The 26,099-nt window shown below is 33.4% G+C and carries 26 protein-coding genes, 1 tRNA gene and 2 rRNA genes; 2 read left to right on the top strand and 27 right to left on the bottom strand.

Annotated elements, in window-relative coordinates:
- Positions 1–10 precede the first annotated feature (10 nt).
- The 3 genes from ACN6I1_RS00435 to ACN6I1_RS00425 form a co-directional block, all read right to left on the bottom strand.
- A 23S ribosomal RNA gene (locus tag ACN6I1_RS00435) occupies positions 11–2,925 on the bottom strand.
- A 96-nt stretch (positions 2,926–3,021) separates the two neighbouring features.
- Positions 3,022–3,097: transfer RNA gene (locus ACN6I1_RS00430), tRNA-Ala, on the bottom strand.
- Between the two features lie 120 nt (positions 3,098–3,217).
- Positions 3,218–4,719, bottom strand: a 16S ribosomal RNA gene (locus ACN6I1_RS00425).
- Together the 16S and 23S rRNA genes with 1 tRNA gene alongside form the textbook arrangement of a ribosomal RNA operon.
- 263 nt (positions 4,720–4,982) lie before the next feature.
- On the opposite strand from ACN6I1_RS00425, the gene ACN6I1_RS00420 reads away from it, so the two are divergent.
- A complete protein-coding gene (locus ACN6I1_RS00420; protein WP_419742362.1) occupies positions 4,983–5,858 on the top strand; it encodes an aldose 1-epimerase family protein in 876 nt (291 codons plus the stop codon).
- A 72-nt stretch (positions 5,859–5,930) separates the two neighbouring features.
- Here the strand turns inward: ACN6I1_RS00420 and ACN6I1_RS00415 are convergent, their stop codons facing one another.
- The gene (locus tag ACN6I1_RS00415; RefSeq protein ID WP_419742361.1) at positions 5,931–7,052 is read right to left on the bottom strand and encodes a S41 family peptidase; all 1,122 of its coding nucleotides are present in this window, start codon (positions 7,050–7,052) and stop codon (positions 5,931–5,933) included.
- Between the two features lie 162 nt (positions 7,053–7,214).
- Here ACN6I1_RS00415 and ACN6I1_RS00410 point away from each other — a divergent pair, with 162 nt between their 5' ends.
- The gene (locus tag ACN6I1_RS00410) at positions 7,215–7,778 is read left to right on the top strand and encodes a 5-formyltetrahydrofolate cyclo-ligase (protein WP_419742360.1); all 564 of its coding nucleotides are present in this window, start codon (positions 7,215–7,217) and stop codon (positions 7,776–7,778) included.
- A gap of 44 nt (positions 7,779–7,822) precedes the next feature.
- Here ACN6I1_RS00410 and ACN6I1_RS00405 read toward each other — a convergent pair whose 3' ends face one another.
- The 23 genes from ACN6I1_RS00405 to ACN6I1_RS00295 form a co-directional block, all read right to left on the bottom strand.
- Positions 7,823–10,204, bottom strand: coding sequence for a Lon protease family protein (locus ACN6I1_RS00405; protein WP_419742359.1), 2,382 nt, complete (start codon positions 10,202–10,204; stop codon positions 7,823–7,825).
- Positions 10,205–10,406: 202 nt separating this feature from the next.
- Positions 10,407–10,832 (bottom strand): hypothetical protein, encoded by a 426-nt coding sequence (locus ACN6I1_RS00400; RefSeq protein ID WP_025161277.1) that lies wholly within the window; start codon positions 10,830–10,832, stop codon positions 10,407–10,409.
- Between the two features lie 117 nt (positions 10,833–10,949).
- Complete coding sequence (locus tag ACN6I1_RS00395; RefSeq protein ID WP_195947999.1) at positions 10,950–11,885, bottom strand: transketolase family protein; 936 nt, start codon at positions 11,883–11,885, stop codon at positions 10,950–10,952.
- On the bottom strand, positions 11,878–12,705 hold the full coding sequence (locus tag ACN6I1_RS00390) for a transketolase (RefSeq protein ID WP_021430364.1): 828 nt from the start codon (positions 12,703–12,705) through the stop codon (positions 11,878–11,880). Before ACN6I1_RS00390 ends, ACN6I1_RS00395 begins: the two co-directional genes overlap by 8 nt.
- Positions 12,706–12,869: 164 nt before the next feature.
- On the bottom strand, positions 12,870–13,214 hold the full coding sequence (locus tag ACN6I1_RS00385) for a type II toxin-antitoxin system PemK/MazF family toxin (protein ID WP_370014220.1): 345 nt from the start codon (positions 13,212–13,214) through the stop codon (positions 12,870–12,872).
- A 10-nt stretch (positions 13,215–13,224) separates the two neighbouring features.
- Positions 13,225–13,500, bottom strand: a complete 276-nt coding sequence (locus ACN6I1_RS00380; protein ID WP_035118413.1) for a hypothetical protein — start codon at positions 13,498–13,500, stop codon at positions 13,225–13,227.
- A gap of 42 nt (positions 13,501–13,542) precedes the next feature.
- The gene (alr, locus tag ACN6I1_RS00375; protein ID WP_234249430.1) at positions 13,543–14,706 is read right to left on the bottom strand and encodes an alanine racemase; all 1,164 of its coding nucleotides are present in this window, start codon (positions 14,704–14,706) and stop codon (positions 13,543–13,545) included.
- A 14-nt stretch (positions 14,707–14,720) separates the two neighbouring features.
- Positions 14,721–15,311 (bottom strand): germination lipoprotein GerS, encoded by a 591-nt coding sequence (gerS, locus tag ACN6I1_RS00370; RefSeq protein WP_021430359.1) that lies wholly within the window; start codon positions 15,309–15,311, stop codon positions 14,721–14,723.
- A gap of 22 nt (positions 15,312–15,333) precedes the next feature.
- Positions 15,334–15,795: a CBS domain-containing protein gene (locus ACN6I1_RS00365; RefSeq protein WP_419742358.1), complete on the bottom strand. Its 462-nt coding sequence runs from the start codon at positions 15,793–15,795 to the stop codon at positions 15,334–15,336.
- Positions 15,796–15,799: 4 nt separating this feature from the next.
- Positions 15,800–16,180: a holo-ACP synthase gene (acpS, locus tag ACN6I1_RS00360; protein ID WP_025161275.1), complete on the bottom strand. Its 381-nt coding sequence runs from the start codon at positions 16,178–16,180 to the stop codon at positions 15,800–15,802.
- Between the two features lie 219 nt (positions 16,181–16,399).
- Positions 16,400–16,660, bottom strand: a complete 261-nt coding sequence (gene atpC, locus ACN6I1_RS00355; RefSeq protein ID WP_021430426.1) for an ATP synthase F1 subunit epsilon — start codon at positions 16,658–16,660, stop codon at positions 16,400–16,402.
- 2 nt (positions 16,661–16,662) lie between these two features.
- Positions 16,663–18,057, bottom strand: a complete 1,395-nt coding sequence (gene atpD / locus ACN6I1_RS00350) for a F0F1 ATP synthase subunit beta (protein ID WP_021430421.1) — start codon at positions 18,055–18,057, stop codon at positions 16,663–16,665.
- Positions 18,058–18,073: 16 nt separating this feature from the next.
- The gene (gene atpG, locus ACN6I1_RS00345; RefSeq protein ID WP_220795947.1) at positions 18,074–18,937 is read right to left on the bottom strand and encodes an ATP synthase F1 subunit gamma; all 864 of its coding nucleotides are present in this window, start codon (positions 18,935–18,937) and stop codon (positions 18,074–18,076) included.
- Positions 18,938–18,965: 28 nt separating this feature from the next.
- Positions 18,966–20,468 carry a F0F1 ATP synthase subunit alpha gene (gene atpA / locus ACN6I1_RS00340; RefSeq protein ID WP_021434189.1) on the bottom strand — a complete coding sequence of 501 codons (1,503 nt, stop codon included), beginning with the start codon at positions 20,466–20,468 and terminating at the stop codon, positions 18,966–18,968.
- A 15-nt stretch (positions 20,469–20,483) separates the two neighbouring features.
- Entirely contained in the window at positions 20,484–21,026 is a 543-nt protein-coding gene (locus tag ACN6I1_RS00335; RefSeq protein WP_021430392.1) for a F0F1 ATP synthase subunit delta, read from the bottom strand.
- Complete coding sequence (gene atpF, locus ACN6I1_RS00330; protein WP_021430394.1) at positions 21,023–21,523, bottom strand: F0F1 ATP synthase subunit B; 501 nt, start codon at positions 21,521–21,523, stop codon at positions 21,023–21,025. Before atpF ends, ACN6I1_RS00335 begins: the two co-directional genes overlap by 4 nt.
- An 85-nt stretch (positions 21,524–21,608) precedes the next feature.
- Positions 21,609–21,863: an ATP synthase F0 subunit C gene (gene atpE / locus ACN6I1_RS00325; RefSeq protein WP_021430381.1), complete on the bottom strand. Its 255-nt coding sequence runs from the start codon at positions 21,861–21,863 to the stop codon at positions 21,609–21,611.
- Between the two features lie 59 nt (positions 21,864–21,922).
- Complete coding sequence (atpB, locus tag ACN6I1_RS00320; RefSeq protein ID WP_025161272.1) at positions 21,923–22,624, bottom strand: F0F1 ATP synthase subunit A; 702 nt, start codon at positions 22,622–22,624, stop codon at positions 21,923–21,925.
- A gap of 2 nt (positions 22,625–22,626) precedes the next feature.
- The gene (locus ACN6I1_RS00315; RefSeq protein WP_168932693.1) at positions 22,627–23,016 is read right to left on the bottom strand and encodes an ATP synthase subunit I; all 390 of its coding nucleotides are present in this window, start codon (positions 23,014–23,016) and stop codon (positions 22,627–22,629) included.
- 4 nt (positions 23,017–23,020) lie between these two features.
- Complete coding sequence (locus ACN6I1_RS00310) at positions 23,021–23,362, bottom strand: AtpZ/AtpI family protein (RefSeq protein ID WP_419742357.1); 342 nt, start codon at positions 23,360–23,362, stop codon at positions 23,021–23,023.
- 465 nt (positions 23,363–23,827) lie between these two features.
- On the bottom strand, positions 23,828–24,457 hold the full coding sequence (gene upp, locus ACN6I1_RS00305) for a uracil phosphoribosyltransferase (RefSeq protein WP_021430412.1): 630 nt from the start codon (positions 24,455–24,457) through the stop codon (positions 23,828–23,830).
- A gap of 12 nt (positions 24,458–24,469) precedes the next feature.
- Positions 24,470–24,916 carry a ribose 5-phosphate isomerase B gene (gene rpiB / locus ACN6I1_RS00300; protein ID WP_021430373.1) on the bottom strand — a complete coding sequence of 149 codons (447 nt, stop codon included), beginning with the start codon at positions 24,914–24,916 and terminating at the stop codon, positions 24,470–24,472.
- A 123-nt stretch (positions 24,917–25,039) separates the two neighbouring features.
- On the bottom strand, positions 25,040–26,083 hold the full coding sequence (locus tag ACN6I1_RS00295; protein WP_419742356.1) for an L-threonylcarbamoyladenylate synthase: 1,044 nt from the start codon (positions 26,081–26,083) through the stop codon (positions 25,040–25,042).
- Between the last annotated feature and the right edge of the window lie 16 nt (positions 26,084–26,099).

Raw genomic sequence — 26,099 nt, 5'->3', positions numbered from 1 at the left:
TTAAATAATCTTGGTCAAGTCCTCGATCTATTAGTATCGGTAAGCTACATACATTGCTGCACTTACACCTCCGACCTATCAACCAGGTAGTCTTCCTGGGATCTTACCCTTACGGTGGGAAATCTTATCTTGAAGTTGGCTTCGCGCTTAGATGCTTTCAGCGCTTATCCATTCCGTACATAGCTACCCAGCCATGCCCTTGGCAGAACAACTGGTACACCAGAGGTACGTCCATCCCGGTCCTCTCGTACTAAGGACAGGTCTCCTCAAATTTCCTACGCCTGCGACGGATAGGGACCGAACTGTCTCACGACGTTCTGAACCCAGCTCGCGTACCACTTTAATGGGCGAACAGCCCAACCCTTGGGACCTACTACAGCCCCAGGATGTGATGAGCCGACATCGAGGTGCCAAACCTCCCCGTCGATGTGGACTCTTGGGGGAGATAAGCCTGTTATCCCCAGGGTAGCTTTTATCCGTTGAGCGATGGCCCTTCCATGCGGAACCACCGGATCACTAAGTCCGACTTTCGTCCTTGCTCGACCTGTATGTCTTGCAATCAAGCTCTCTTCTGCCTTTACACTCTACGCACGATTTCCGACCGTGCTGAGAGAACCTTTGAGCGCCTCCGTTACTCTTTGGGAGGCGACCGCCCCAGTCAAACTGCCCACCTGACAGTGTCCCAATACCTGATTCAAGGTATCTGGTTAGAATCTCAGTACTACAAGGGTGGTATCCCAAGGATGGCTCCACCGAGACTGGCGTCCCGATTTCATAGCCTCCCACCTATCCTGTACATGTAGCACCAAAATTCAATGTCAAGCTACAGTAAAGCTCCATGGGGTCTTTCCGTCCTGTCGCAGGTACCCGGCATCTTCACCGGGATTACAATTTCACCGAGTCTGTTGTTGAGACAGTGCCCAAATCGTTACGCCTTTCGTGCGGGTCGGAACTTACCCGACAAGGAATTTCGCTACCTTAGGACCGTTATAGTTACGGCCGCCGTTTACTGGGGCTTAAGTTCACTGCTTCGGATAAATCCTAACAGATCCCCTTAACCTTCCAGCACCGGGCAGGCGTCAGCTCCTATACATCGTCTTACGACTTAGCAGAAACCTGTGTTTTTGGTAAACAGTCGCTTGGGCCTATTCTCTGCGGCCACCTCGGGCGTTAACCCTAACGTGGCACCCCTTCTCCCTAAGTTACGGGGTCATTTTGCCGAGTTCCTTAACAACAGTTCTCTCGCTGGCCTTAGGATACTCTCCTCACCCACCTGTGTCGGTTTGCGGTACGGGCACCTTTAATCTCGATAGAAACTTTTCTCGACAGTGTGAAATCAGCTACTTCGCTACTTAATTTCGCTCCCCATCGTACCCCAGCATTATCATGGCGGATTTGCCTGCCTTGACTGCCTCAGTACTTAGCCACACATAACCAACAGTGTGGTTAGCTTATCCTACTGTGTCATTCCATCTCTCAAACGATTATCGGTGGTACAGGAATCTCAACCTGTTGTCCATCACCTACGCCTTTCGGCCTCGGCTTAGGTCCCGACTAACCCAGGGCGGACGAACCTTCCCCTGGAAACCTTGGGTTTACGGCCCGTGGGATTCTCACCCACGTCTCGCTACTCATGCCAACATTCTCACTCCTATACTGTCCACACGTCCTTACGGTCATGCTTCAGCCTGCATAGGAAGCTCCCCTACCTATCATAAATGATATCGTAGCTTCGGTAGTAAGTTTTAGCCCCGGTAATCTTCGGCGCAGGATCACTCGACCAGTGAGCTATTACGCACTCTTTAAATGAGTGGCTGCTTCTAAGCCAACATCCTGGTTGTCTATGCAATCCCACATCCTTTACCACTTAACTTACATTTAGGGACCTTAGCTGACGATCTGGGCTGTTGCCCTCTCGACTATGAATCTTATTACCCACAGTCTGACTCCCAAGTATAAAATAACGGCATTCGGAGTTTGATAATCTTCGGTAAGCGCAATGCCCCCTAGGATATTCAGTGCTCTACCTCCGTATTTCTCAACCTTGAGGCTAGCCCTAAAGCTATTTCGGGGAGAACCAGCTATCTCCGAGCTCGATTGGAATTTCACCGCTATCCACAAGTCATCCCCGAGCTTTTCAACGCTCGTGGGTTCGGACCTCCACGAAATTTTACTTTCGCTTCATCCTGCTCATGGATAGGTCGCTCGGTTTCGGGTCTACGACAGCAAACTTAACGCCCATTTAAGACTCGCTTTCACTACGGCTCCATACCTTAAGTACTTAACCTAGCTTACTATCGTAACTCGTTGGCCCGTTCTACAAAAAGTACGCGGTCACACATATAAAGTGCTTCCACAGCTTGTAAGCGCAGGGTTTCAGGTTCTATTTCACTCCCCTCCCGGGGTTCTTTTCACCTTTCCCTCACGGTACTATGCGCTATCGGTCACTAAGTAGTATTTAGCCTTGGAGGATGGTCCCTCCTGCTTCCCACAGGGTTTCACGTGTCCCGTGGTACTCTGGATCATATCTAAAGAATTATCGTTTCAACTACGTGGCTATTACACTTTATAGCGGAGCTTTCCAACTCTCTTCGTTTACGATGACCTCTTGTTTGTGATATGTCCGCAACCCCAGTGAAGAAAACTTCACTGGTTTGGGCTATTCCGCGTTCGCTCGCCGCTACTTACGGAATCGAATTTCTTTCTTTTCCTCCGGGTACTTAGATGTTTCAGTTCCCCGAGTTCCCCTCACTAAGCTATGTATTCACTTAATGATACTTAGACATTACTCTAAGTGAGTTTCCTCATTCGGAAATCTTCGGATCAAAGTTTACGTGCAACTCCCCGAAGCTTATCGCAGCTTATCGCGTCCTTCATCGGCTCTTAGTGCCAAGGCATCCGCCCTGCGCCCTTAATAACTTGACCAGTTATTAAAAGTGTTATTTTTTAAAGAGTTTTCTTCTCTTATAATTGGTTTATTTAATCATCACTAAATGTTATGCAGTTTTCAAAGTACTAATATGGTGGAGATGAGGAGGATCGAACTCCTGACCCCTTGCGTGCAAGGCAAGTGCTCTCCCAGCTGAGCTACACCCCCATATTTCATTCGACTTTTTTCGACACAAAATATAATAGCATATCTCTGACAATTTGTCAAACATATTTTTGAAAGTTTTTAAGAACTCTCAAAATTAAACAGTAGGCAATTACTCCTTAGAAAGGAGGTGATCCAGCCGCACCTTCCGATACGGCTACCTTGTTACGACTTCACCCCAGTCATTGGTTTCACCTTCGACGGCCGCTTCCTAAAAGGTTAGCTAACCGGCTTCGGGCGCCCCCAACTTCCATGGTGTGACGGGCGGTGTGTACAAGACCCGGGAACGCATTCACCGCAGCATTCTGATCTGCGATTACTAGTAACTCCAGCTTCATGTAGGCGAGTTTCAGCCTACAATCCGAACTGAGAATGGCTTTAAGGGATTAGCTCCACCTCGCGGCTTGGCAACCCTCTGTACCACCCATTGTAGCACGTGTGTAGCCCTAAGCATAAGGGGCATGATGATTTGACGTCATCCCCACCTTCCTCCGAGTTATCCTCGGCAGTCCCTCTAGAGTGCCCAACTTAATGCTGGCAACTAAAGGCAAGGGTTGCGCTCGTTGCGGGACTTAACCCAACATCTCACGACACGAGCTGACGACAACCATGCACCACCTGTCACCACTGTCCCCGAAGGGAAATCTCCGATTAGGGAGAGGTCAGTGGGATGTCAAGCTTAGGTAAGGTTCTTCGCGTTGCTTCGAATTAAACCACATGCTCCGCTACTTGTGCGGGTCCCCGTCAATTCCTTTGAGTTTCACTCTTGCGAGCGTACTTCCCAGGCGGAGTACTTAATGCGTTAGCTGCGGCACCGAGGGGGGTAACCCCCGACACCTAGTACTCATCGTTTACGGCGTGGACTACCAGGGTATCTAATCCTGTTTGCTCCCCACGCTTTCGTGCCTCAGTGTCAGTTACAGTCCAGAGAGCCGCCTTCGCTACTGGTATTCCTCCTAATATCTACGCATTTCACCGCTACACTAGGAATTCTACTCTCCTCTCCTGCACTCAAGTTCTCTAGTTTCAAAAGCTTACTACGGTTGAGCCGTAGCCTTTCACTTCTGACTTAAAAAACCACCTACGCACCCTTTACGCCCAGTAATTCCGGATAACGCTAGCCCCCTACGTATTACCGCGGCTGCTGGCACGTAGTTAGCCGGGGCTTCCTCCTCAAGTACCGTCATTATCTTCCTTGAGGACAGAGCTTTACGACCCGAAGGCCTTCATCGCTCACGCGGCGTTGCTGCATCAGGCTTTCGCCCATTGTGCAATATTCCCCACTGCTGCCTCCCGTAGGAGTCTGGACCGTGTCTCAGTTCCAGTGTGGCCGATCACCCTCTCAGGTCGGCTACTGATCGTTGCCTTGGTAAGCCATTACCTTACCAACTAGCTAATCAGACGCGGGTCCATCCTGTACCGCCGGAGCTTTGATACAAAAGCCATGCGACTTTCGTATGTTATCCCGTATTAGTATACCTTTCGGTATGTTATCCGTGTGTACAGGGCAGGTTACCCACGCGTTACTCACCCGTCCGCCGCTCTCTCCGAAGAGATCGCTCGACTTGCATGTGTTAGGCACGCCGCCAGCGTTCATCCTGAGCCAGGATCAAACTCTCAAATATAATTTAAAAAGTTGTCCATCGCTCAGCTAATCATTATCTGAATATCTGGCTTGGTTGTTTGTGTTTAATTCTTAAAAAAGAATTTTTATAATTAACCTACTGTTTAATTTTCAAAGTTCTTACATTTTTTTCTACAAGTTATACTTTACCACCTCTTTTATCTTTCGTCAATACTTTTTTTATTTATTTTATTTTTTATTTAGTTATTTTTTATTATATAATGAAAGCGTGAATAAAAGTATATCAAATAAAGGAGTTTTAAAATGAATAAACTTGAAAATAAAGATTTAATTATTGAAGTTAAAAATACAGGGGCTGAACTAAGTCGAATATACTCTAAAACCCTTAATAAAGAGTTTTTATGGAATGGAAATAAAAAGTTTTGGGGAAGACATTCTCCTATTCTATTTCCTATTGTAGGAAGACTAAAAGATAACGAAACTATTATAGATGAAAAAACATACAATATGAATCAACACGGATTTGCTCGAGATTTTGATTTTAATTTAATAGAAAAAGATCAAAACTCTTTAACATATAAATTAGCTTCTACTGGCGAAACTAAAAAGTACTATCCTTATGATTTTGAATTATTCATTAAATACATAATCACTGAAACTGAAATTAAAGTTTGCTGGAAAGTTATAAATACAGATTGTAGTGATATATTTTTTTCAATAGGCGCTCATCCAGCTTTTAATGTTCCATTTGATAAAGATACTACTATTGACAATTACTACTTAAACTTTAAAACTAGAGATGAAGTATCTAACTATTTATTGCAAGGGCCTTTTGTTTATAAAAAATCAAAAGTTGATAGTTTAAAATCAATTAAATTATATCCAGAAATTTTTAAAAATGACGCTCTAATATATGATAATGTAGATGAAATTAGTATATCCTCTAAAAATAGTTCTACATCTATAAATGTAAAATTTGATAATTTCCCATTTGTTGGAGTTTGGTCTCCTTATAACAAAGAAGATAATACAATAGCACCTTTTGTATGTATAGAACCTTGGTTTGGAATAGCCGACTGTTTAGATTCTAACAAAATTTTTAAAAACAAATTAGGAATAAATCAATTATCTCCAAATAAAACTTTCGAGGCTTCTTATTCAATAACTATAAATTCATAATTTATAATAATAAAGGACTGAGGCAATCTAATTTCATCTAAAGTGAATTAATTTCCCTCAGTCCTTTTAATTTTATTTATTTATTTGATTATTCATCCAATCTATAGCAACTTGAAGTTGCTTGTTTTCATCTTTTTCTTCTATTTTAGGCTTTATACCCTTTTTATTTATATAGTCTCCACTCGGAGTATAATACTGAGCTGTAGTAAGTTTATAACCTGTTCCATCATTTAAACCTCTTACAGTTTGAACTAATCCTTTACCAAATGTAGTTGTCCCTATAGCTATTCCTCTATTATTATCAACTATAGCTCCTGTAAGTATTTCAGATGCAGATGCACTACCTCCGTTTATAAGTAAAGCTATCGGTAAATTTAAATCCCTATTATTGTCAGATTTTAAATACTTAGCTTTACCACTATTATCTTTAACAGACACTATAGTATCTCCCTCAGGTAATATTTCATCTGCTATATCATCACATATATTTAATAATCCTCCTGGATTATCTCGTAAATCTAACACTAGACCTTTTATACCTTTTTTATTTAAACTATTTAAAGCCTTTTTAAAGTCATCATAAGTATGTTCATCAAATGACGAAATTTTTATGTATCCAATATCATTTTCTAAAACTTTAGAATCTATAGTTTTCATTACTATTTCTTCTCTTTTAACATTTATATCTAATACTTCACTACCTCTTTTTATAGTTAACTTAACATCTGTTCCTGCTTTTCCTTTTATAAGACTCATTGCCTTATCCATATCTTTAGAAGTAACTTCTTTTCCATTAACTTTAATTATTTTATCTCCTGATTTTATTCCACTTTTTTCAGCAGGAGATCCTTCTATAGGAGATACAACAGTTATTAATTCATCATCAGATGTTGGACCTATAACTACCCCTATTCCTACATAACTACCTGATGTTTGTTCTTGTAGCTTCTCAAACTCTTCTTTTGTATAGTATTGTGAGTATGGATCATCCAAGCTTTCAAACATCCCTTTTATAGATCCTGTCATCAATTTTTCATTATCAGGGTCCTTATAAAAATCTTTATCTATCGTTCTTTTTAAACCAGCAATTTTATCATACCCCTTATACTTGAAACCTACTACTTGAGATGTTATTAATGCCGTAGCGATTACAATTATAATAGAGTATATTATAGCCCTTTTTTTGGATATCATTTTATGCATCTCCTTTTACATAATATACTTTATTATTATATGCCTTCATATTATTTTTATTACTGCATGTCTTTCAGTTGATGTTATCATATTTTAATACTAAACTTCTTATTAGGAAGTTTTTATACCATATTATACCACATTAAAGAAAGGTGATTTAAATTGAAAAAAGATTTTAGAAAAAAAGTTATAGAGCTTAGAAAAAAACAATCTACTCAATCTATAATTTATAAATCTAAAAAAATTTCCGATATAATTTTGTCGTTAGAGGATGTAAAAAAAGCCTCTACTATAATGGTTTACTTAGACTTTAACAACGAAGTAAAAACTGATAGCCTAGTAAACTCATTAATCTCTCTAGGTAAAAAAGTATTAGTACCTATTACCGCAAAAGAAAACAAAACCCTTGTACCTTCACAAATCAAAAATATAAATACAGAAGTTTCAATAGGAACCTATGGCATAAGAGAGCCTAAAAAAGAATTTATAAGAGTAACAGATATTGAATCAATAGATGTTTTAATAGTACCTGCAGTTGCCTTTGATATAAATAAATTTAGATTAGGCTATGGAGGTGGATTCTACGATAGATTTATAGAAAAACTAAGACCTGATAGTATAACCATAGGCATAGCTTTTGAATTTCAAATTTTCGATTCTATACCAAAAGAAAGTCATGATGCTAAACTAAATTACATTGTGACAGAAGAAAGAATTTTAAAATAAAAATATTAAATAGAGTAAAGTATTATCTTTACTCTATTTAATAACTATTTATCTTTTTTATCATCATCACTTTTTCTATATATATTTAATTGTTCTATAACTTTTTTATCTATTTCTTCTATAGTAAGTCCTGTAAGTATTCCTAGTCCATCTTCTATATTAGATATTGCATATATGCTAAATTCCCCATTTTTTACAGCTTCTACAACTTCATCTTTTAACATTAAATTTTTAACATTTTGTATAGGCATCATTACACCTTGTTTTCCATTTAATCCTTTTATCTTACAAACATCAAAAAATCCTTCTATTTTTTCATTTATTCCTCCTATAGGCTGAATTTCACCCTTTTGGCTTACAGATCCAGTTACTGCTATATTCTGTTTAATTGGTATTTTAGATATACTAGATATTACTGCATATAATTCAGTACTAGATGCACTATCTCCATCTACACCACAATAGTTTTGTTCAAAAGTTATAGATGTTGATATAGATAAAGGTTTCTCCTTACCATATCTTTCTCCTAGGTATCCAGTTAATATTAAAACTCCTTTATCATGTATACTTCCACTTTGCTTTATTTCTCTTTCTATATTTATAATCCCACTTCTACCTTTATATGTTGATGCAGTTATTTTAGAAGGCTTTCCGAAACTATATTCACCTGTTCCCATTACAGCTAGTCCATTTATTTGACCAACTTTTTCTCCATCTATGTCTATTAATAAGGTTCCATCTTCAAACATTTCATTTAACTTTTCTTCATATTTATTATTTCTATATCTTTTTTGATTAATAGCCTTCTCTACATCTGATTTAGTTACATATTTTGAATCTTCTTTACTAAGAGCTTCAGATTCAAAAATCAAATCTACAATTTTATTAAATTTAGCTGTCAATTTTTCTTTATCGTCACTAAGCCTTACACTGTATTGTAAAACTCTTTCTATCGCTCCTCTATCAAAATGTTTTAAATTATATTCTTTACATTGATTTGATATAAGCTTAATAATTTTATATATATTTTCATTATTTTTATTAATTTCAACATCAAAGTCAGCCATTATTTTAAATAAATTTCTAAAATCTTCCTCATAAGAGTACAATATATTATAAATATAATTGTCTCCTATTAAAATCACCTTTATATCTAAATCAATAGGTTCTGGTTTCAAATTAGATGTAACTAAGTATCCATACTGCTTATTTAGAGATTCTATTGATATTTTACCTGTCTTAAGTGATCTTTTTAGACATTCCCATGAAAAAGGACTTGATAATAAATCTTTAGCATTTATTATTATAAATCCTCCATTAGCCTTGTGTAATGATCCTGGCTTTATTTCCATAAAACTAGTAGTTAATGATCCTATTTCATTTTTATAGTCTATCGATCCTGCCAAATTGTAATATGTAGGATTGTTCTCATTTATAACCTTGCCTTCCGTACACTCGCTATTATCAATTAGTAAATTAACTCCATATCTAATAAAAAACTTAGCATCACTTTTAGGCCCCATTAAACCTAATAATGCCATTGGATTTTGATTATTTTCTTCTCCTGAAGTCTTAAATTTACTTATATTTTGCACAATATCATCGCATAAATCATTTATATACTCTTTAACTTTTTTACATTCTCCATATCTTTCTAGTAAATATCTCTCATAGAATCCAACCAAGCTTTTACCTACATTTTTATCTAATTCATCAAGTTTCTCTTTATATTGATCTTCACATAACTTTATTTCATTAATATATTCTTTACTATCTTGATTTAACTTTAAGCCCTCTTCTCTTAAATCTTTTATCTCTTGAGGTGTTAAGTTCCCAATTTCTGCTTCTTCCAGCATATCACCATCTGAGTTTATGGGGACACTTATCAACCCTCTTTCTGTTACTTCAAATTTAAATCCTCTAGGTTTTGCAATTCCATTTAGCTTATCTATTATATATTGAATATTACTTTCAAGTTCTGTCATCAATAATCTATTATGATATTCATATTCCTTAGTACTAAAAATCTTAGGTATCTCTACTTTTAACTTTTCAATAATATCTTCCATATCTTTTTTAAATAACTTACCTTGTCCACATTCAAAAGATAAAGCTATTGGTTCGTTATTATTCTTAAAATTATAAACATATGCCCAATCTTTTATATTTTTATTATTTTTCTTAACTTTACTTATAAGCATATTCGTATAGCTATTTCTTCCTGTGCCACTACTTCCTGCAACATAAATGTTATAACCTTTTTGTTTCATATTAAGACCAAATTCTATAGCTTTAACAGCTCTATCTTGACCAATTATATCCCTAACTGGTTCTATATCTTCTGTAGATTTGAATTCTATATTATCTAAATCACAAGTACATTTCAATTTCTCAATATCTAATTTAAACTTATCCGAATTAAACATCCATTCACCTCATAGCATTTATTTTTACATTTAGTTTTACCTATATAACATAAATAATGTACTTTACTTATAAACAATATTCTTCAAACTAATATTTTTAATCCACATCTATAAAATATAAAATTTAGTTTGCGCATAAAACTTTTTAAACATAAAAAAAGTTATAAATAATTAGTTTAGCCTAATTATTTATAACTTTTTTTTATTTTTCTACCTTTGAATTCAGTTCAATTCTATCTGGTAGTTCTTTTAAGTTAGTCTCTACTACTATGTAAGGATGTGATTCCTCTTTATTTTTATGTACAACTTCAACTTTCATTACATTTTTATCTTCTTCTTTAAACATTTTTATAGAGTTCATCTCTATTCCCTTATTTGCATCTTTACCTCTAGTTACAACTACATATATTTTGCCATCTAGTTTAACAGCTAGAGCTCTTTCTTCATCTGTATATTTACCCATCATATCAAGAATCTTTTCTGGAATTTCATTTTTTTGAAGCATTATATAATCTACAGGTTTTGACTCATCCATAAACATTTTTGGCACAAATACAAAACCTCCTAATAGTAGAATCAAAACTATCATTCCATAGATTACGCCCCTAATATTAAATTTAACTTTCAATTAATCACCCCCATATAAATATATGAGCTTGTTTTTAATAATAGAAGATTTTTGAAAAATAAAAAGCCGCAAATATTAGATATAATACCTAATATTTGCGGCTAAATAATCATAAATTTATTTTTTAGCTATAGCTTCTTTTACACTCTTAACTATTTCCTTAGAAGTTAATCCATAAGCTTCTAATAATTCTTTCGGTGTTCCTGATTGTCCAAATACATCATTAACACCAACTTTTTTAACTATAACTGGGCACTCTTCACTAACAACTTCACTAACTGCAGATCCTAGTCCACCAATTATATTATGTTCCTCAGCTGTAACTATTACTTTAGTTTCTTTAGCTGCATTTAATATTATTTCTTTATCTATTGGCTTTATAGTAGGCATATTTATAACTCTAACATTTATACCTTCTTCTTTTAATTGCTCATGTGCTATTACAGCTTCATTAACCATTATTCCGCAAGCTATTATAGTAGCGTCATTACCTTCTCTTACTACTACCCCTTTACCAATTTCAAACTTGTAGTTCTCATCAAATAAAGTTGGAACTGCAGATCTTCCAAGTCTAACATATACCGGTCCATTGTATTTAGCAATTTCAAATATAACTTGTTCTGTTTCAACTCCATCAGCTGGAACGATAACAGTCATATTAGGTATTGATCTCATTATAGCTATATCTTCTACACTTTGGTGAGATGCTCCATCTTCTCCTACAGTTATACCTGCATGTGTAGCACATACTTTTACATTTAACTTAGGATAACATGCAGAGTTTCTTATTATTTCAAATCCTCTTCCTGTTGCAAACATAGCAAAACTACTTGCAAAAGGTATTTTACCTGCTGCTGCTAATCCACAAGCTGCACCTATTAAGTTTTGTTCCGCTATCCCCATATTGAAAAATCTATCAGGGAATGCTTTTGAAAAGTCATTTGTTTTTGTAGATTTAGATAAATCTGCATCTAAAACAACCACATTATCATTTACTTGACCTAATTTAACTAAGGCTTTTCCATATGCTTCTCTAGTTGCTATACTACTCATTATCCGAACCTCCTAATTCTTGTAATGCTTTTTCTAAATCGCTATCACTAGGTGCTGTTCCATGCCATCCAGCATTATTTTCCATAAAAGAAACACCTTTACCCTTAACAGTTTTAGCTATTATCATTGTAGGTTTCCCTACTGTTTCTTTAGCCATATCAAGAGCTGCGAATATTTGATCAAAATCATGTCCATCTATTTCAATAACGTTCCATCCAAAGCTTTTGAATTTATCCATTGCAGGACCTACATTCATAACTTTTTCAACTTCTCCGTCAATTTGTAATCCATTGTAATCTAAAAATGCTACTAAATTATCTAATTTATAGTGAGCTGCACTCATTGCTGCTTCCCAAACTATACCTTCTTGTATTTCTCCATCCCCAAGTAATGTGTATACTCTCCATGGCGCATTATCTAATTTAGATGCCATTGCCATACCACATGCTACTGAAAAACCTTGTCCTAAAGAACCTGTTGACATTTCAACTCCTGGTATTCCCTTCATATCTGGATGACCTTGTAACATTGCTCCTATTTTTCTTAATGAGTTTAATTCTGCTTTATCAAAATAACCCTTCTCAGCTAATGTAGAATATAAAACTGGAGCTGCGTGTCCTTTTGATAGTACAAATCTATCTCTATCTTCCATCTTTGGATTTCTAGAATCTACATTCATTTCATCAAAATAAAGTGATGTTAATATTTCAACTGCAGATAATGATCCTCCTGGATGTCCAGATTTAGAACTATGTATCATGGTAACTATATCTCTTCTTATATTACGTGCAATTCCATTTAATACTTTATGGTCTCTCATGTAATTACCTCCTTGTTTTGTGAGTAAAACTACTGACTCTATATTATGTACTTTGCAATTGTACCATACTAATTCCATATTATTATATCACTTTTTGCGTTTTTTTTGCTTAAAAATCCAAAAAAAATTATTGATATACTCTTTCAATACACCAATAATTTAAATTAAATTTGAAATAATCCCAAACTTATAAGCAGACTATTATTCACTTTTTCCATCATACATTCATCTAGATAACCTATTTTTTCTCTTAAACGCTTTTTATCTATAGTTCTTATTTGCTCTAAGAGAATAACGGAATCTTTATTAAGCCCATACTCATTCGAACTAATTTCAATATGAGTTGGTAATTTAGCCTTGTTAATTTGCGAAGTTATTGCCGCAACAATAACAGTTGGACTGTACTTGTTTCCTATATCATTTTGAATGATTAGAACTGGTCTTATTCCACCTTGTTCAGATCCAACTACAGGGCTTAAATCGGCATAAAATAAATGTCCGCGTTTTATATCTAAATTGTTAGAACTCACCTTGAGCTATAGTCCCTTCAAGGTTATCATCAGAAGATACCTCATTTGTCATTCCTAGCTCGGCTAAAGTTAAATTTATTTGACCCATTTCTTTATAACCCTTGATCATGGATTCTTTTAAGTCAAATTTTTTCTTTTGTGTAATGTAGAATTGAAAAGCAGCTTTTGCAAAATCTTCTCTGTTAGAGTTCTCTATCTGTACTATATGATCAACTTCAGAAATCAAAGAGTCAGGTAGAGTAAACACAATTTTCTCTTTGCTCATATTGTGCACAAAATCGCCTCCTAGGGGGTAATACTATAATCTTTATTTTACCAAATAATTATCTTTTTGTACAATTGCATTTCTTTCCATATAAACACGTTCAACTCGTCTAGAAATCATACATAAGACTTCATAATTTATTGTTCCTAAGTCTTTAGCTATTTTTTCTACACTCTGATTTTCGCTCTCAGAAAATATTATAACCTCATCGTCAATTTTTATGTCTATATCTTTATCTATTTTTATCATACATTGATCCATACATATAGTTCCTACAACATCAAACTCTAATCCTTGTATATAAGCCTTAGGATTTTTTTGCATTCTTGTAAATCCATCAGCATATCCAATAGGTACCGTAACTATTCTTTCTTTAGATTTAGTTACATATTTAAGACCATAACTTATACCTATATTCTCATCTACTTCCTTTATATGAGAAACTCTAGTTTTCAATGTCATAGCAGGTTTTAAATCAATTATATCTTTATTCACCTCATCAGAAGGATAATGTCCATAAAGTATAATTCCACATCTAACCATATTAAAATTTAAATCTTTACATTCCATAGTTGCTGCACTATTAGAAACATGTTTTATAGGAATATCAATGTCTGCAGATTGCAATTTTTCAATTACTAAGTTAAATTTATAAACTTGACCATAAGTGTATTCTTTATTTCTTTCATCAGCTGTAGCAAAATGTGTATATATGCCCTCTATAAAAATATTTTCAAGTTGATTAATTCTAATTATTTCAGTTATAGATTCATCATTTACTTGAAATCCTATCCTACTCATTCCTGTATCTATTTTTATATGAATTTTAGCTTTTTTGTTATGTTTTTTTGCGATTTTATTTGCTAAAAATGCAGTTTCATATGAAAATATAGTTAAACTGATGTCATTAATTATAGCTTCTTCTAAAGATTGATTTGGTATATATCCTAAACATAATATAGGTAATCCTATATCATTTTGTCTAAGTTCTAGACCTTCTTCAAGCCTAGATACTGCTAAATAATCTACATTTTCTCTTTCTAAAAACTTTGATATATGCACTGCCCCATGACTATATGCATTAGCCTTAACCACTCCACAAATTTTAGTATCTTCTTTTAATATTTTTTTTATATTTTTTAAATTATTACTTATATTATCTAGATTTATCTCCGCCCATGTAGGAGCTGTTATATTTATCTTCATTGTCTATCTCCTTGCTATTTCTTGTACTTAAAATCAGAATAATTGACTATAAATCTGGTATTCCCTTCCTGATCTAATATTTCTAATTTAGCAGGATAATTTTCTTTTGAGTCTATATAAAGTATCTGCTTGTTGAAATATTTAGTGTTCCCAGGTATTGATACTGTAAGCATTAAATACCCATTTTTCATTCCAATCTCTACATCTTCCCCTTGTAGATAATTCTCCACAAAATCTCCAACAAATAAATGCTGACTATCTTTTCCTACATTAGGTAAAATCAATTTATCTTCTACCTCTGGGTTAGTTACAATTATCTTATCTTGTTTGTATTCTATAGTCTTACCCTTAAGATGCTCAGGTTGTAAGGCAACTAATTTAAAGTTGCCAGGACCATTATATTCATGCAAAAAAGAGTATTTATGAGATTTTTTATTTCCTATAACTTCTATATCTGCTTTACACTTATAGTACTTCATCTTCGATATGTCATTTTGAAAGTTTTTGTATACCTCTTCTTTTGTGGACTTGCTTTTTTCACAACCTATAAATATAGTCGTAAAGCTTATAACTAAAATCAAAAATAACGTCCACTTGCGTTTCACACAATACCTCCTAATTTAAAACCTATTCTTCATACATAGATTTTATTATATCGTATCTACAAATTATTCCTTTTATTTTGTCATTTTCATCAACTACAGGAACTCTGTTTACTGATTTTTTTATCATTATGTTTGCAATATCATCAAATGTATCATTCTCATAAACTTTTATTACATCTTTAGACATTAAGTCTTTGACTTTAGTAGCTGCTATATCTTTTATATCATGTTCTATCTTTTTAAAATCATTAATACATATTAACCCTTGTAAAAATGTTATGTACTCTGGAGGATCTACGTATTTTTCTTTTTTCATTATATCTGTTTCTGAGATAATACCTACAACTTTATTATCTTTATCCACTACAGGTACTCCACCTATTTTCTCAGTTATAAGAATGTTAGCTATATCCTGTATATTATCAGTTTCTCTTGCTACCTTTACATTAGTAGTCATTATATCTTTCGCTTTTTTAGTTTTCATCTTATCACTCCTTAACTATTACCATAGCATTAGCTACAGCATAATTTTCACTATGAGATATAGATACTTGTATTTCTAAAACATTATAATCTATGCACATTTGTCTTAAATTATTATAAGTTTTAACTATAGGCTTTCCATTTTTATCTCTTAAAACCTCTATGTCATCAAAATTAAAATTTTTAATGCCTGTTCCAAAAGCTTTACTTATGGCTTCTTTTGCAGAGAAATTTCCAGCTATAGTTTCAGATCTAAAATTTTTTGATTCAAAATACTTTATCTCTTCATCAGTGAATATTTTATTTAAAAATCTTTTTTTATTTTTTAATATGTTTTCTATTCTTTCTATTTCTACTATATCTATACCTATACCCAATATATTCATGGATACCTCCAAATTTATGTATATATTACTATTTTGTGACTTAAATTCAAATCTATTCAATTGTTTATACTAAATTTTATTTACAAATCTATTTTTATATTACTATAGAGAAATTTATTTTAATAGTTCCACAAGTATTTAAATTTAAGTGAATAGTGGTTACAAATTTACTTAGTTATAAAAAAATAAAAAGGCTAGAGTTAAACTCTAGCCTTTTTTCTATAACCATTCTGCAGATTCAGTTAAAATAACAGCTTGCTCTTTTTCAACTTGAACGAATCCTCCAGATATTTTTGCTTCTTTAAATTTACCTTCTCTTTTTAGACGTAGAGTTCCATCTGATAATCCTGCAACTAAAGGTCTGTGGTTTTTTAATATACCTCTATCTCCTTCAGTAGTTCTCACTATTATCATCTCTGTTTGACCTTCATAGAAGACTTTTTCAGGAGTAACAATTTTAACCGCAAATTCGCTTGCCATTATTATCTACTCTCCTTCGCTTTTTCAACTGCCTCTTCTATACTTCCTACGAATAAGAAAGCTGATTCTGGTAAGTTATCATGCTTACCTTCTAATATTTCTTTGAAACTTCTTACAGTTTCTTTAACAGGTACATATTTACCTGGTATTCCTGTGAACTGCTCACCAACGAAGAATGGTTGAGATAAGAATCTCTCTATCTTTCTAGCTCTGTTAACAGTTATCTTATCTTCATCAGATAATTCATCCATACCAAGTATAGCTATTATATCTTGAAGTTCTTTATACTTTTGAAGTATAGATTGAACTGATACTGCTATCTCGTAATGTTCTTTACCAACTATAGCTGGGTCAAGAACTCTAGATGTAGACTCTAATGGGTCAACAGCTGGGAATATACCTAGAGAAGCTTTTTGTCTAGATAAAACTGTTTTAGCATCTAAGTGAGTGAATGTTGTAGCTGGTGCTGGGTCAGTTAAGTCATCGGCAGGTACATATACAGCCTGAACTGATGTTATAGACCCTTTATTTGTAGATGTTATTCTCTCTTGTAATCTACCCATCTCTGTTGCTAATGTTGGTTGGTATCCAACTGCTGATGGAGTACGTCCAAGAAGTGCAGAAACCTCAGATCCTGCTTGAGTGAAACGGAATATATTATCTACGAATAATAAAACGTCTTGTCCTTGTTGATCTCTGAAGTATTCAGCCATTGTAAGACCAGTTAAAGCAACTCTCATTCTTGCTCCAGGTGGCTCATTCATTTGTCCGAATACTAGAGCTGTTTTATTTATAACTCCTGTATCGCTCATCTCATGGAATAAGTCGTTACCTTCTCTTGTTCTCTCTCCAACACCTGCGAATACTGATATACCACCGTGTTGAGTAGCTATATTGTTGATAAGCTCTTGTATAAGAACTGTTTTACCAACTCCAGCCCCTCCGAATAGACCTATCTTACCACCTTTTAAGTATGGTGCTAGTAAGTCAACAACTTTTATACCAGTCTCTAATATCTCAGCTCCTGGGTTTAATTCATCGAATGCTGGTGCTTCTCTATGTATAGGGTTTTTAGGAGCATCTTTTGGAGCTTCTTTACCATCAACTGGCTCACCTAATACATTGAATATTCTTCCTAAAGTTTCTTCTCCTACAGGAACACTTATAGCAGCTCCTGTATCAACAACTTCCATACCTCTTACTAGTCCATCAGTTGAACTCATTGATATACATCTTACAGTATCATCACCAACATGTTGTGCAACCTCTACAACTATTTTTTTATCTCCGTGCTTTATCTCTAATGCATTTAATAGATTAGGTAAGCTTTTTTCATCATTGAACTTTACGTCAACAACTGGCCCGATAACCTGAACTATTTTACCTATGTTTGCCATGTCCTAACCTCCTTATTTATTGAGCTGAAGAAGCTCCTGCAACTATCTCAGATATTTCTTGAGTAACTGCAGCTTGTCTTGCTCTATTGTATTGTAATTCTAAATTAGATATCATTTCATTTGCATTGTCTGTTGCTGATTCCATAGCTGTTCTTCTTGCAGCTTGCTCTGAAGCGTAAGACTCAGCTAATCCTCCGTATATCATTCCTGATACATACTTAGGAACTATAAATCCAAGCACAGCGTCTGCAGAAGGTAAGTATTGAACTGCCGCTCCACTTTGCTTCTTCTCTTCACCTTTGTTAGCTTCTATACTTATTGGTAAAAGCTTAACTAATCTTGGCTCTTGACTTAATGCAGAAACGAACTCTGTATATATTAATTTAACTTCGTCTATGTCTCCGTTTTGATACGAATCCATTACAGTTTTTGATATATTCATTATATCTTCATAGCTAGCATTTTCAACAGAAGGTATTGATCCTATTACTTCAAAGTCTCTTTTGCTAACAAATTCTTTTGCTTTTTTTCCTATAGTAACAACTTTAATATTTTTAGAACCTTGAGTTTCAGCCGCTAATGCTTTAAATACATTTGCGTTGTATCCACCTGCAAGACCTCTATCTCCTGCTATTACTACATAACATCTATTTTTAACTTCTCTTTGTTTAAGAAATTCACTTTTAACTCCGCTCGTACTCTTAGCTATATTCTCTACAGCTTCTTTTAAAGTGTTAAAATACGCTTTAGAACTTTCAGCTTTTTCCTTAGCTCTTCTAAATTTAGAAGAAGAAACTAATTCCATTGCTTTAGTTATTTGTTTCGTATTTTCAACACTGGCAATACGAGTTTTAATTTCCTTCATTCCAGCTCCTGCCAATTGAGTTACCTCCTTTTTTTAAAAAGGATTACGCTTCTATAACAAATTTCTTTTTGAAATCGTTTATAGCGTTCGTTAATTCTTGAGCAAAATCTTCATTTGCAAGAATTTTTTCTCCTATTTGTGGATAATTAGCATCTATAAATTCTAATAATTCTGCTTCAAATCTCTTTATGTTATTTACAGGTATATCTGCTAATAAGTTATTTGTAACTGCAAATACCATTACAACTTGATTTGAAACTTCCATTGGTTGATGTTCTCCTTGTTTAAGAACCTCAACTATTCTTTCCCCTTGAGCAAGTCTCTTCTTAGTATCTTCATCTAAGTCAGATCCAAATTGAGAGAATGCAGCAAGTTCTTTATATTGTGAGTAAAGAAGTTTTAATGGTCCTGCAACTTTTTTCATTGATTTTATTTGTGCAGATCCTCCAACCCTTGAAACTGATATACCAGGGTCAACTGCAGGTCTTATTCCTGCGTAGAATAATTCTGGTACAAGGTATATTTGTCCGTCTGTTATAGATATAACGTTAGTTGGTATATAAGCAGAAACGTCTCCACCTTGAGTTTCTATTATAGGTAATGCAGTTATTGATCCTGCTCCTAATTCATCAGATAACTTAGCTGCTCTTTCAAGTAATCTTGAATGTAGGTAGAATACGTCTCCTGGGTACGCTTCACGACCTGGTGGTCTCTTAAGTAATAATGACATTTCTCTGTATGCAACGGCATGCTTAGTTAAGTCATCATATACTATTAATACATGTTTTCCATTGAACATGAATTCTTCACCCATAGCAACACCTGCATATGGAGCTAAGAATTGAAGTGGTGCAGATTCAGATGCAGTAGCAGAAACTACTATTGTATAATCCATTGCTCCACCTTTTTCTAATGTACTAACAACTTGAGAAACAGTAGAACGTTTTTGTCCTATTGCAACATATATACATATAACATCTTTACCTTTTTGGTTAAGTATTGTATCTACACATATAGATGTTTTACCTGTTTGTCTATCTCCGATAACAAGCTCTCTTTGCCCTTTACCTATTGGTATCATGGCATCTATAGCTTTTATACCTGTTTGTAATGGCTCATGAACAGATTTTCTAGCCATTATTCCTGTAGCTTCAGATTCAACTGGTCTGAATTTAGTTGCATTTATAGGTCCTTTTCCATCAACTGGTTGACCTAATGAGTTTACAACTCTACCTATCATTTCGTCTCCAACTGGAACTTGAACTATGTTACCAGTTCTTTTTACGATGTCTCCTTCTTTTATTCCAGAGTCATCTCCTAGCATAACTGCCCCAACCATTTCTTCTTCAAGGTTAAGAGCCATTCCGTATACTTTACCTGGGAACTCTAATAACTCACCAGCCATAGCTTTTTCTAATCCGTAAACACTAGCTATACCGTCCCCAACTTTTAAAACACTTCCTGTATCTGTTAACTCTACTTTATTTTCGTAATTCTTTATTTGCTCTTTTATTATAGCACTTATTTCTTCTGGTTTTAAATTCATGGGTTCACCGCCCTCCTAAGATATTACTTGAGATAGTTGTTCCTTCATCTTATCTAAACGATTTTTAACTGTTCCATCTATCTCTTCGTTTCCAAGTCTAACTAGGACTCCACCTAATACAGACTCATCTACTTCATTTTTTAAAATAACTGTTTTGTTATATTTAGTTGAAAGTTTAGCTTGAAGTCCTTCAAGTTCTTCACTTTCCATAGGAACTGCTGTTATAGCAACTCCTTCTAATATATTGTTTTTATCATTTAATAAAGCTTTAAAAGCTTCTGCTATACCAGTTATTAAAGATAATCTATCTTTATCAGCTAATATTTTCATGAAATTTAACATTTCTTTATTTAATTGAGATCCAAATACATTAGATATTAAATCTTTTTTATCGTCCTTTGAAACTATTGGAGATTTTAATATATTTGCAAACTCTTTATTTTCATTTATTATATCTACTACAGCCTTTAGCTCATTATATAGTTTTTCAGTCGACTTAGAGTCTTCTCCAACTTGGAATAAGGCTTCAGCGTATCTGCTTGCAACTATATTTATCATTGAGCTTCGCCTACCTCTTTTATAAAGTCATTTATTAGCTTTTCATGCTTAGACTTATCTAGGTCGCTTTCTATAACCTTAGATGCTGCAAGTAAAGCTATTGAAGATATATCATCCTTAACTTCATTCATAACTTTTTGTCTTTCTTGTACTATATCTTTGCTAGCTTTTTCTTTTATGCTTGTAGCTTCATTTTTAGCTGTAGATATTATTTCCTCTGATTTTTGTTCTGCTCTTACAGTTGCTTGTTTTATTATCTCTTGCCCTTGCTCTTTAGCAGAACTTAACTTTTCTTCAAATTCTTTTTTGAACTTTTCACCCTCAGATTTAGATTTCTCTCCTTGAGCTAAGTTTGTTTGAATATCTTTTTCTCTAGCTTCTATTATTCCTAAAACAGGTTTAAATAAAAGTTTCTTTAAAATAACAAACACTAAGAATGTATTTATTAATTGGAATAGTAATTCATATGTTAACCCAATTAGTGGTTTTATTTCCATCCTTATTCCTCCTTTCTACTAATCACAATTCGTAATTAGGAGATGGTTCCCCACCTCCTATTTTATTATGCCTAAAATTTAATTCTTATAATTTTGTTATGAATGGATTAGCGAATAGAAGTATTATAGCTACAACTAAACCATATATTGCTGAAGACTCTGCAACTGCAGCTCCAAGTAACATTGTTTGAGTTATATCACCTTTAGCTTCTGGTTGATTTCCAACTGCCTCTGCAGCTTTACCTGCTGCGAATCCTTGTCCTATTCCTGCTCCTATACCTGTTGCAACTGCGATACCTGCTCCTATAGCTGAACCTGCTAATAATATAGCTGTTTCCATGATTGTTTCCTCCTTAAATTTCAATAATTTTTATTGTTTTTTGTTTATTTACATATCAATTACTCTGTAGCATTTGATACAAATACCATTGTAAGCATTATGAATATGAACGCTTGTAATACACCAGCAAATATATCAAAGTATAAATGTAATGGTACTGGTATTATTAATTGTCCAAAAGGTATATTTATGCCTGTTAAGCTTGTTGACACGAATCCTAAGAATTGATATAAAAGTGCCATTATAACAGATCCTCCTAATATATTACCAAATGGACGGAAACTTAATGATATAGGTTTTGCTAACTCACCTATTATATTAAGTGGTAATAAGAATGGTATTGGCTCAAGTAACTCCTTGAACATTCCCATACCTTTTTTCTTGACACCTGCATAGTAAATCATAACAAATGTTATTAATGCCCATGCTAATGTAGTGTCTAAATCTGTTGTAGGTGATCTAAATCCTAATAGTCCTATAAGGTTTGAACATGCGAAGAATAAGAATAAACTTCCTACATACGGAACCATAAAAGGTAATTCTTTTATAGCTGTTGGTCCCATAGTTGCTTTTACAAACTTATCAAATCCGCCTATAACAAATTCTAAAAATATTTGTACTTTACTAGTTGGAACTTTCTTTAAGTTTCTAGTTAAAAAATAAGATGCTATAGCAAGACCTGCTAATATTATCCAACTTGTTATAACTGTATCACTTAACTTGAAGTTTCCAAAATATAGTATATATTTAGCTTGACTCACAGTTACGCCTCCTTTCTTTTAAGTTTGTCTACTACTACTCTTTTGCCTAATATAGAAAACTTAGTGCTCAATAAGCCTATGGTAGTTCCAATAACACTTATATGTGGAGATTTTGCTGAAACAAATAAAACCACACCTACTATTGTCATCCTTATTATGTATCTACTAGTTGAATATATTTGAGCCTTAGTAGGAGGATACGTTACTGATTTTTGTAACGAGATAGCTAGTAATCTAAAATTTAACATAGCTATTATGCTCCCAAACAAAAGACCTGTAAGCATTTCTTTTGGAGAGTTTGATAAAAAAACAATAAGGATAGCTGCGATTAAATCAATTATGAGTATACCTTTATTTACGTCTCTTATTTGTTTTCCTAAACCATCATTCATTTAATCACTTCCTTCTTGCGTATACAATTAAGGTTTTATAAACACCACTAAATGCACCGCCTATTCCTAATAAAAGGAAAATCAATAATAAAAATGGACTAGTTCCAAATTTATCATCTAAGTACTTTCCTATAAAAGCACATCCTAAAATAGGGATTAAAATCATTAATCCTACTTGGCTTATTAAAGAAAGCATACTAAGAGCCTGTACATATTTTCTATGTTTATCTTCCATAAATATCATACCTCTTGTATCGTAATTTATTTTAAATTCTATTAATTTATTGTACATATGTAAGATGTTTGTTTGAAACGTTGAATATTTTAATTGTAAATTATATTTCATTATTATATTTCTTTTAAATATTTTTATCAATACCTAATATTGATTTTTAAATTTCAGTTTTTTCATTTTTGTATAAATTTTGAATAATTTTTTTTTAATTATTCAAATGTATATATTATGAAATAATTTTTGTATAATTCATTTCATTTTTTAGTTTATACTTATATAATCTTCATTATGCTAGTATTTATGCACATTTTTACTTTTTAAAACATTTGAAAAATTTAAACTTTTTAATTTAAATTTTGGATATAAATCCATAAAAGATATATATATATTATACCTTTTATGAAAATTTTTCTACAAATAATTACATTTTAAAAAAATATTTTAAAATATTTTTTTAAATTTAATTTTTTTATAGTATACATTGGTTATTTTAATAAGTGTTTTCCTAATATTTGAGCTAATGACTCAACGGAAAAAGGCATCTATAAAACTTTATAGATACCTTGTTTAAACTTATTACTTAGTTCCAAATAATCTGTCTCCAGCGTCTCCTAATCCTGGAACTATATATCCATGATCATTTAATTTCTCATCGATATTAGCTACGTATATATCAACATCTGGGTGATATTTGTGAACTTCTTCTATACCTTCTGGAGAAGCAACTAAATTAACTAGTTTTATAGTTTTAGCTCCATCTCTCTTTAATACATCTATCGCTGCTACAGCAGATCCACCAGTAGCTAACATTGGATCTACTACTATCATTTCTCTTTCTTGTATATCTTGTGGGAATTTACTATAGTATTCAACTGGTTGTAAAGTTTCTGGGTCTCTGTATAAACCAACATGTCCAACTTTAGCTGCTGGAACTAAGTTTACAAGTCCATCTACCATTCCTAATCCAGCTCTTAATATTGGAACTATTCCTAATTTCTTTCCAGCTATAACTTTTGCTTTAGTTTTAACAACAGGAGTTTCTATTTCTATTTCCTCTAAAGGTAATTCTCTTGTTATTTCATATCCCATAAGCATTGTTATTTCTGTTAGAAGTTCTCTAAAATCTTTAGATCCTGTATTTTTATCCCTCATTAAAGTTAATTTGTGTTGTATTAATGGATGATCTGCAACTACTACTTTTTTCATTATGTAAGCCTCCTAATTTTTTTGTTCTATGTCATTTAACATATTTACTCTTCTTAAGTGTCTTTCACCTTCAAATTCAGTGTTTATCCACGCATCAACTATCTCAAGAGCTAGCCCTTTTCCAATTACTCTCTCTCCTAAAGAAAGCATGTTTGCATTATTATGTGCTTTTGACATTTTAGCTGAAAATGTATCTGAAACAACAGCACATCTAATACCTTTAACTTTGTTAGCTGCTAATGAGATTCCTATACCTGTCCCGCAACATAATATCCCATAGTCTACGTCCTTGCTAACAACCGCTTTGGCAACCTTTTCTCCATATATAGGATAATCAACTGAATCTACTCCATTTTCAGTTCCAAAGTCTACACATTCAATTCCTTTTGATTGTAAGTGTTTTTTTATTTCTTCTTTTAAATTGTATCCACCGTGATCGCTACCTAAACCTATCTTCATAGTCCAATACCTCCAATACTTTTGTATACATAGATTTATACTTAATTTTATATTATACTAAACTTTAAATATTTTTGCATCCTTTATACATAATTATTTCATATATTTTTTAGACTTTATTATTTATAATTCTATAATTTTATACCCAGCTGACTTCATTAACCTATTCATTATAGCTCTACCAACTCCATGGTTAGAAAAAGCTTCAGAATATATTATATCCATTTCTTTTTTATCCATTTCTATTAATGCATTAAAAAGGTTGCTTCCAACTTCTTCTAAATTATCTCCAAGACCTATCACTTCGCCTTTATAGTTTTCTTTATTTTTATTAAGACACATAACACCACATCTTAATCCTTTTTCTTCATTTTCATCTATTAAAGAATTTATTTTATTAATTACTTTTAAATCTTCTCCTTTTACTATAAAAACGTCTCCATTTGGTGAATAGTGTGTATATTTCATTCCTGGTGCTTTAGCTTTTTTTACGTCTGCTTTACCCTCAATAGACGGGTCTATAAGAACTTCTCCTATTAAAAGTTCCATTTGCTCTTTAGTAACACTTCCAGGTCTTAAGATCATAGGCTTTTCAGATGTCATATCTACAACCGTAGATTCAAGTCCAAAATCACAGTCTCCTGCAACTATAATTCCATTTACCCTTCCGTTCATTTCATCGCATACATGCTGTCCCTTTGTTGGAGATGGTCTACCTGATATATTAGCTGATGGAGCAGCTATAGGTACTCCTGATTGTCTTATAATTTCTCTGGCAATAAGATTCGAAGGCATTCTTATAGCTACTGTATCTAAACCACCACTAGTTCTTTGTGGAACTATTTCTTTTTTCTTAAAAATCATAGTAAGTGGCCCTGGCCAAAATTCATCCATTAATTTTTTAGCTTTTTCATTTATATGTGTAGCCAATTTATTTATCTCATCTTTTTCACATATATGTACTATTAAAGGGTTATCACTAGGTCGTCCTTTTGCTTCATATATTTTTTTTACAGCATCTTCATCTAAAGCATTTGCACCTAAACCATAAACTGTTTCTGTAGGAAAAATAACTGTATTTCCTTCAGATAATAATTTTGCATGCTTTCTTATTTCTTCTATATCTATATTTGATTCATCGATTTTACTTATTTTTGTATTTATCATTAGTATACCTTCCTTC

Origin of the sequence: Paraclostridium dentum, from assembly GCF_048568265.1 — a bacterium.
GTDB classification, from domain to species: Bacteria; Bacillota; Clostridia; order Peptostreptococcales; family Peptostreptococcaceae; genus Paraclostridium; species Paraclostridium dentum.
This window is presented reverse-complemented; position numbering and strand designations above follow the sequence as displayed.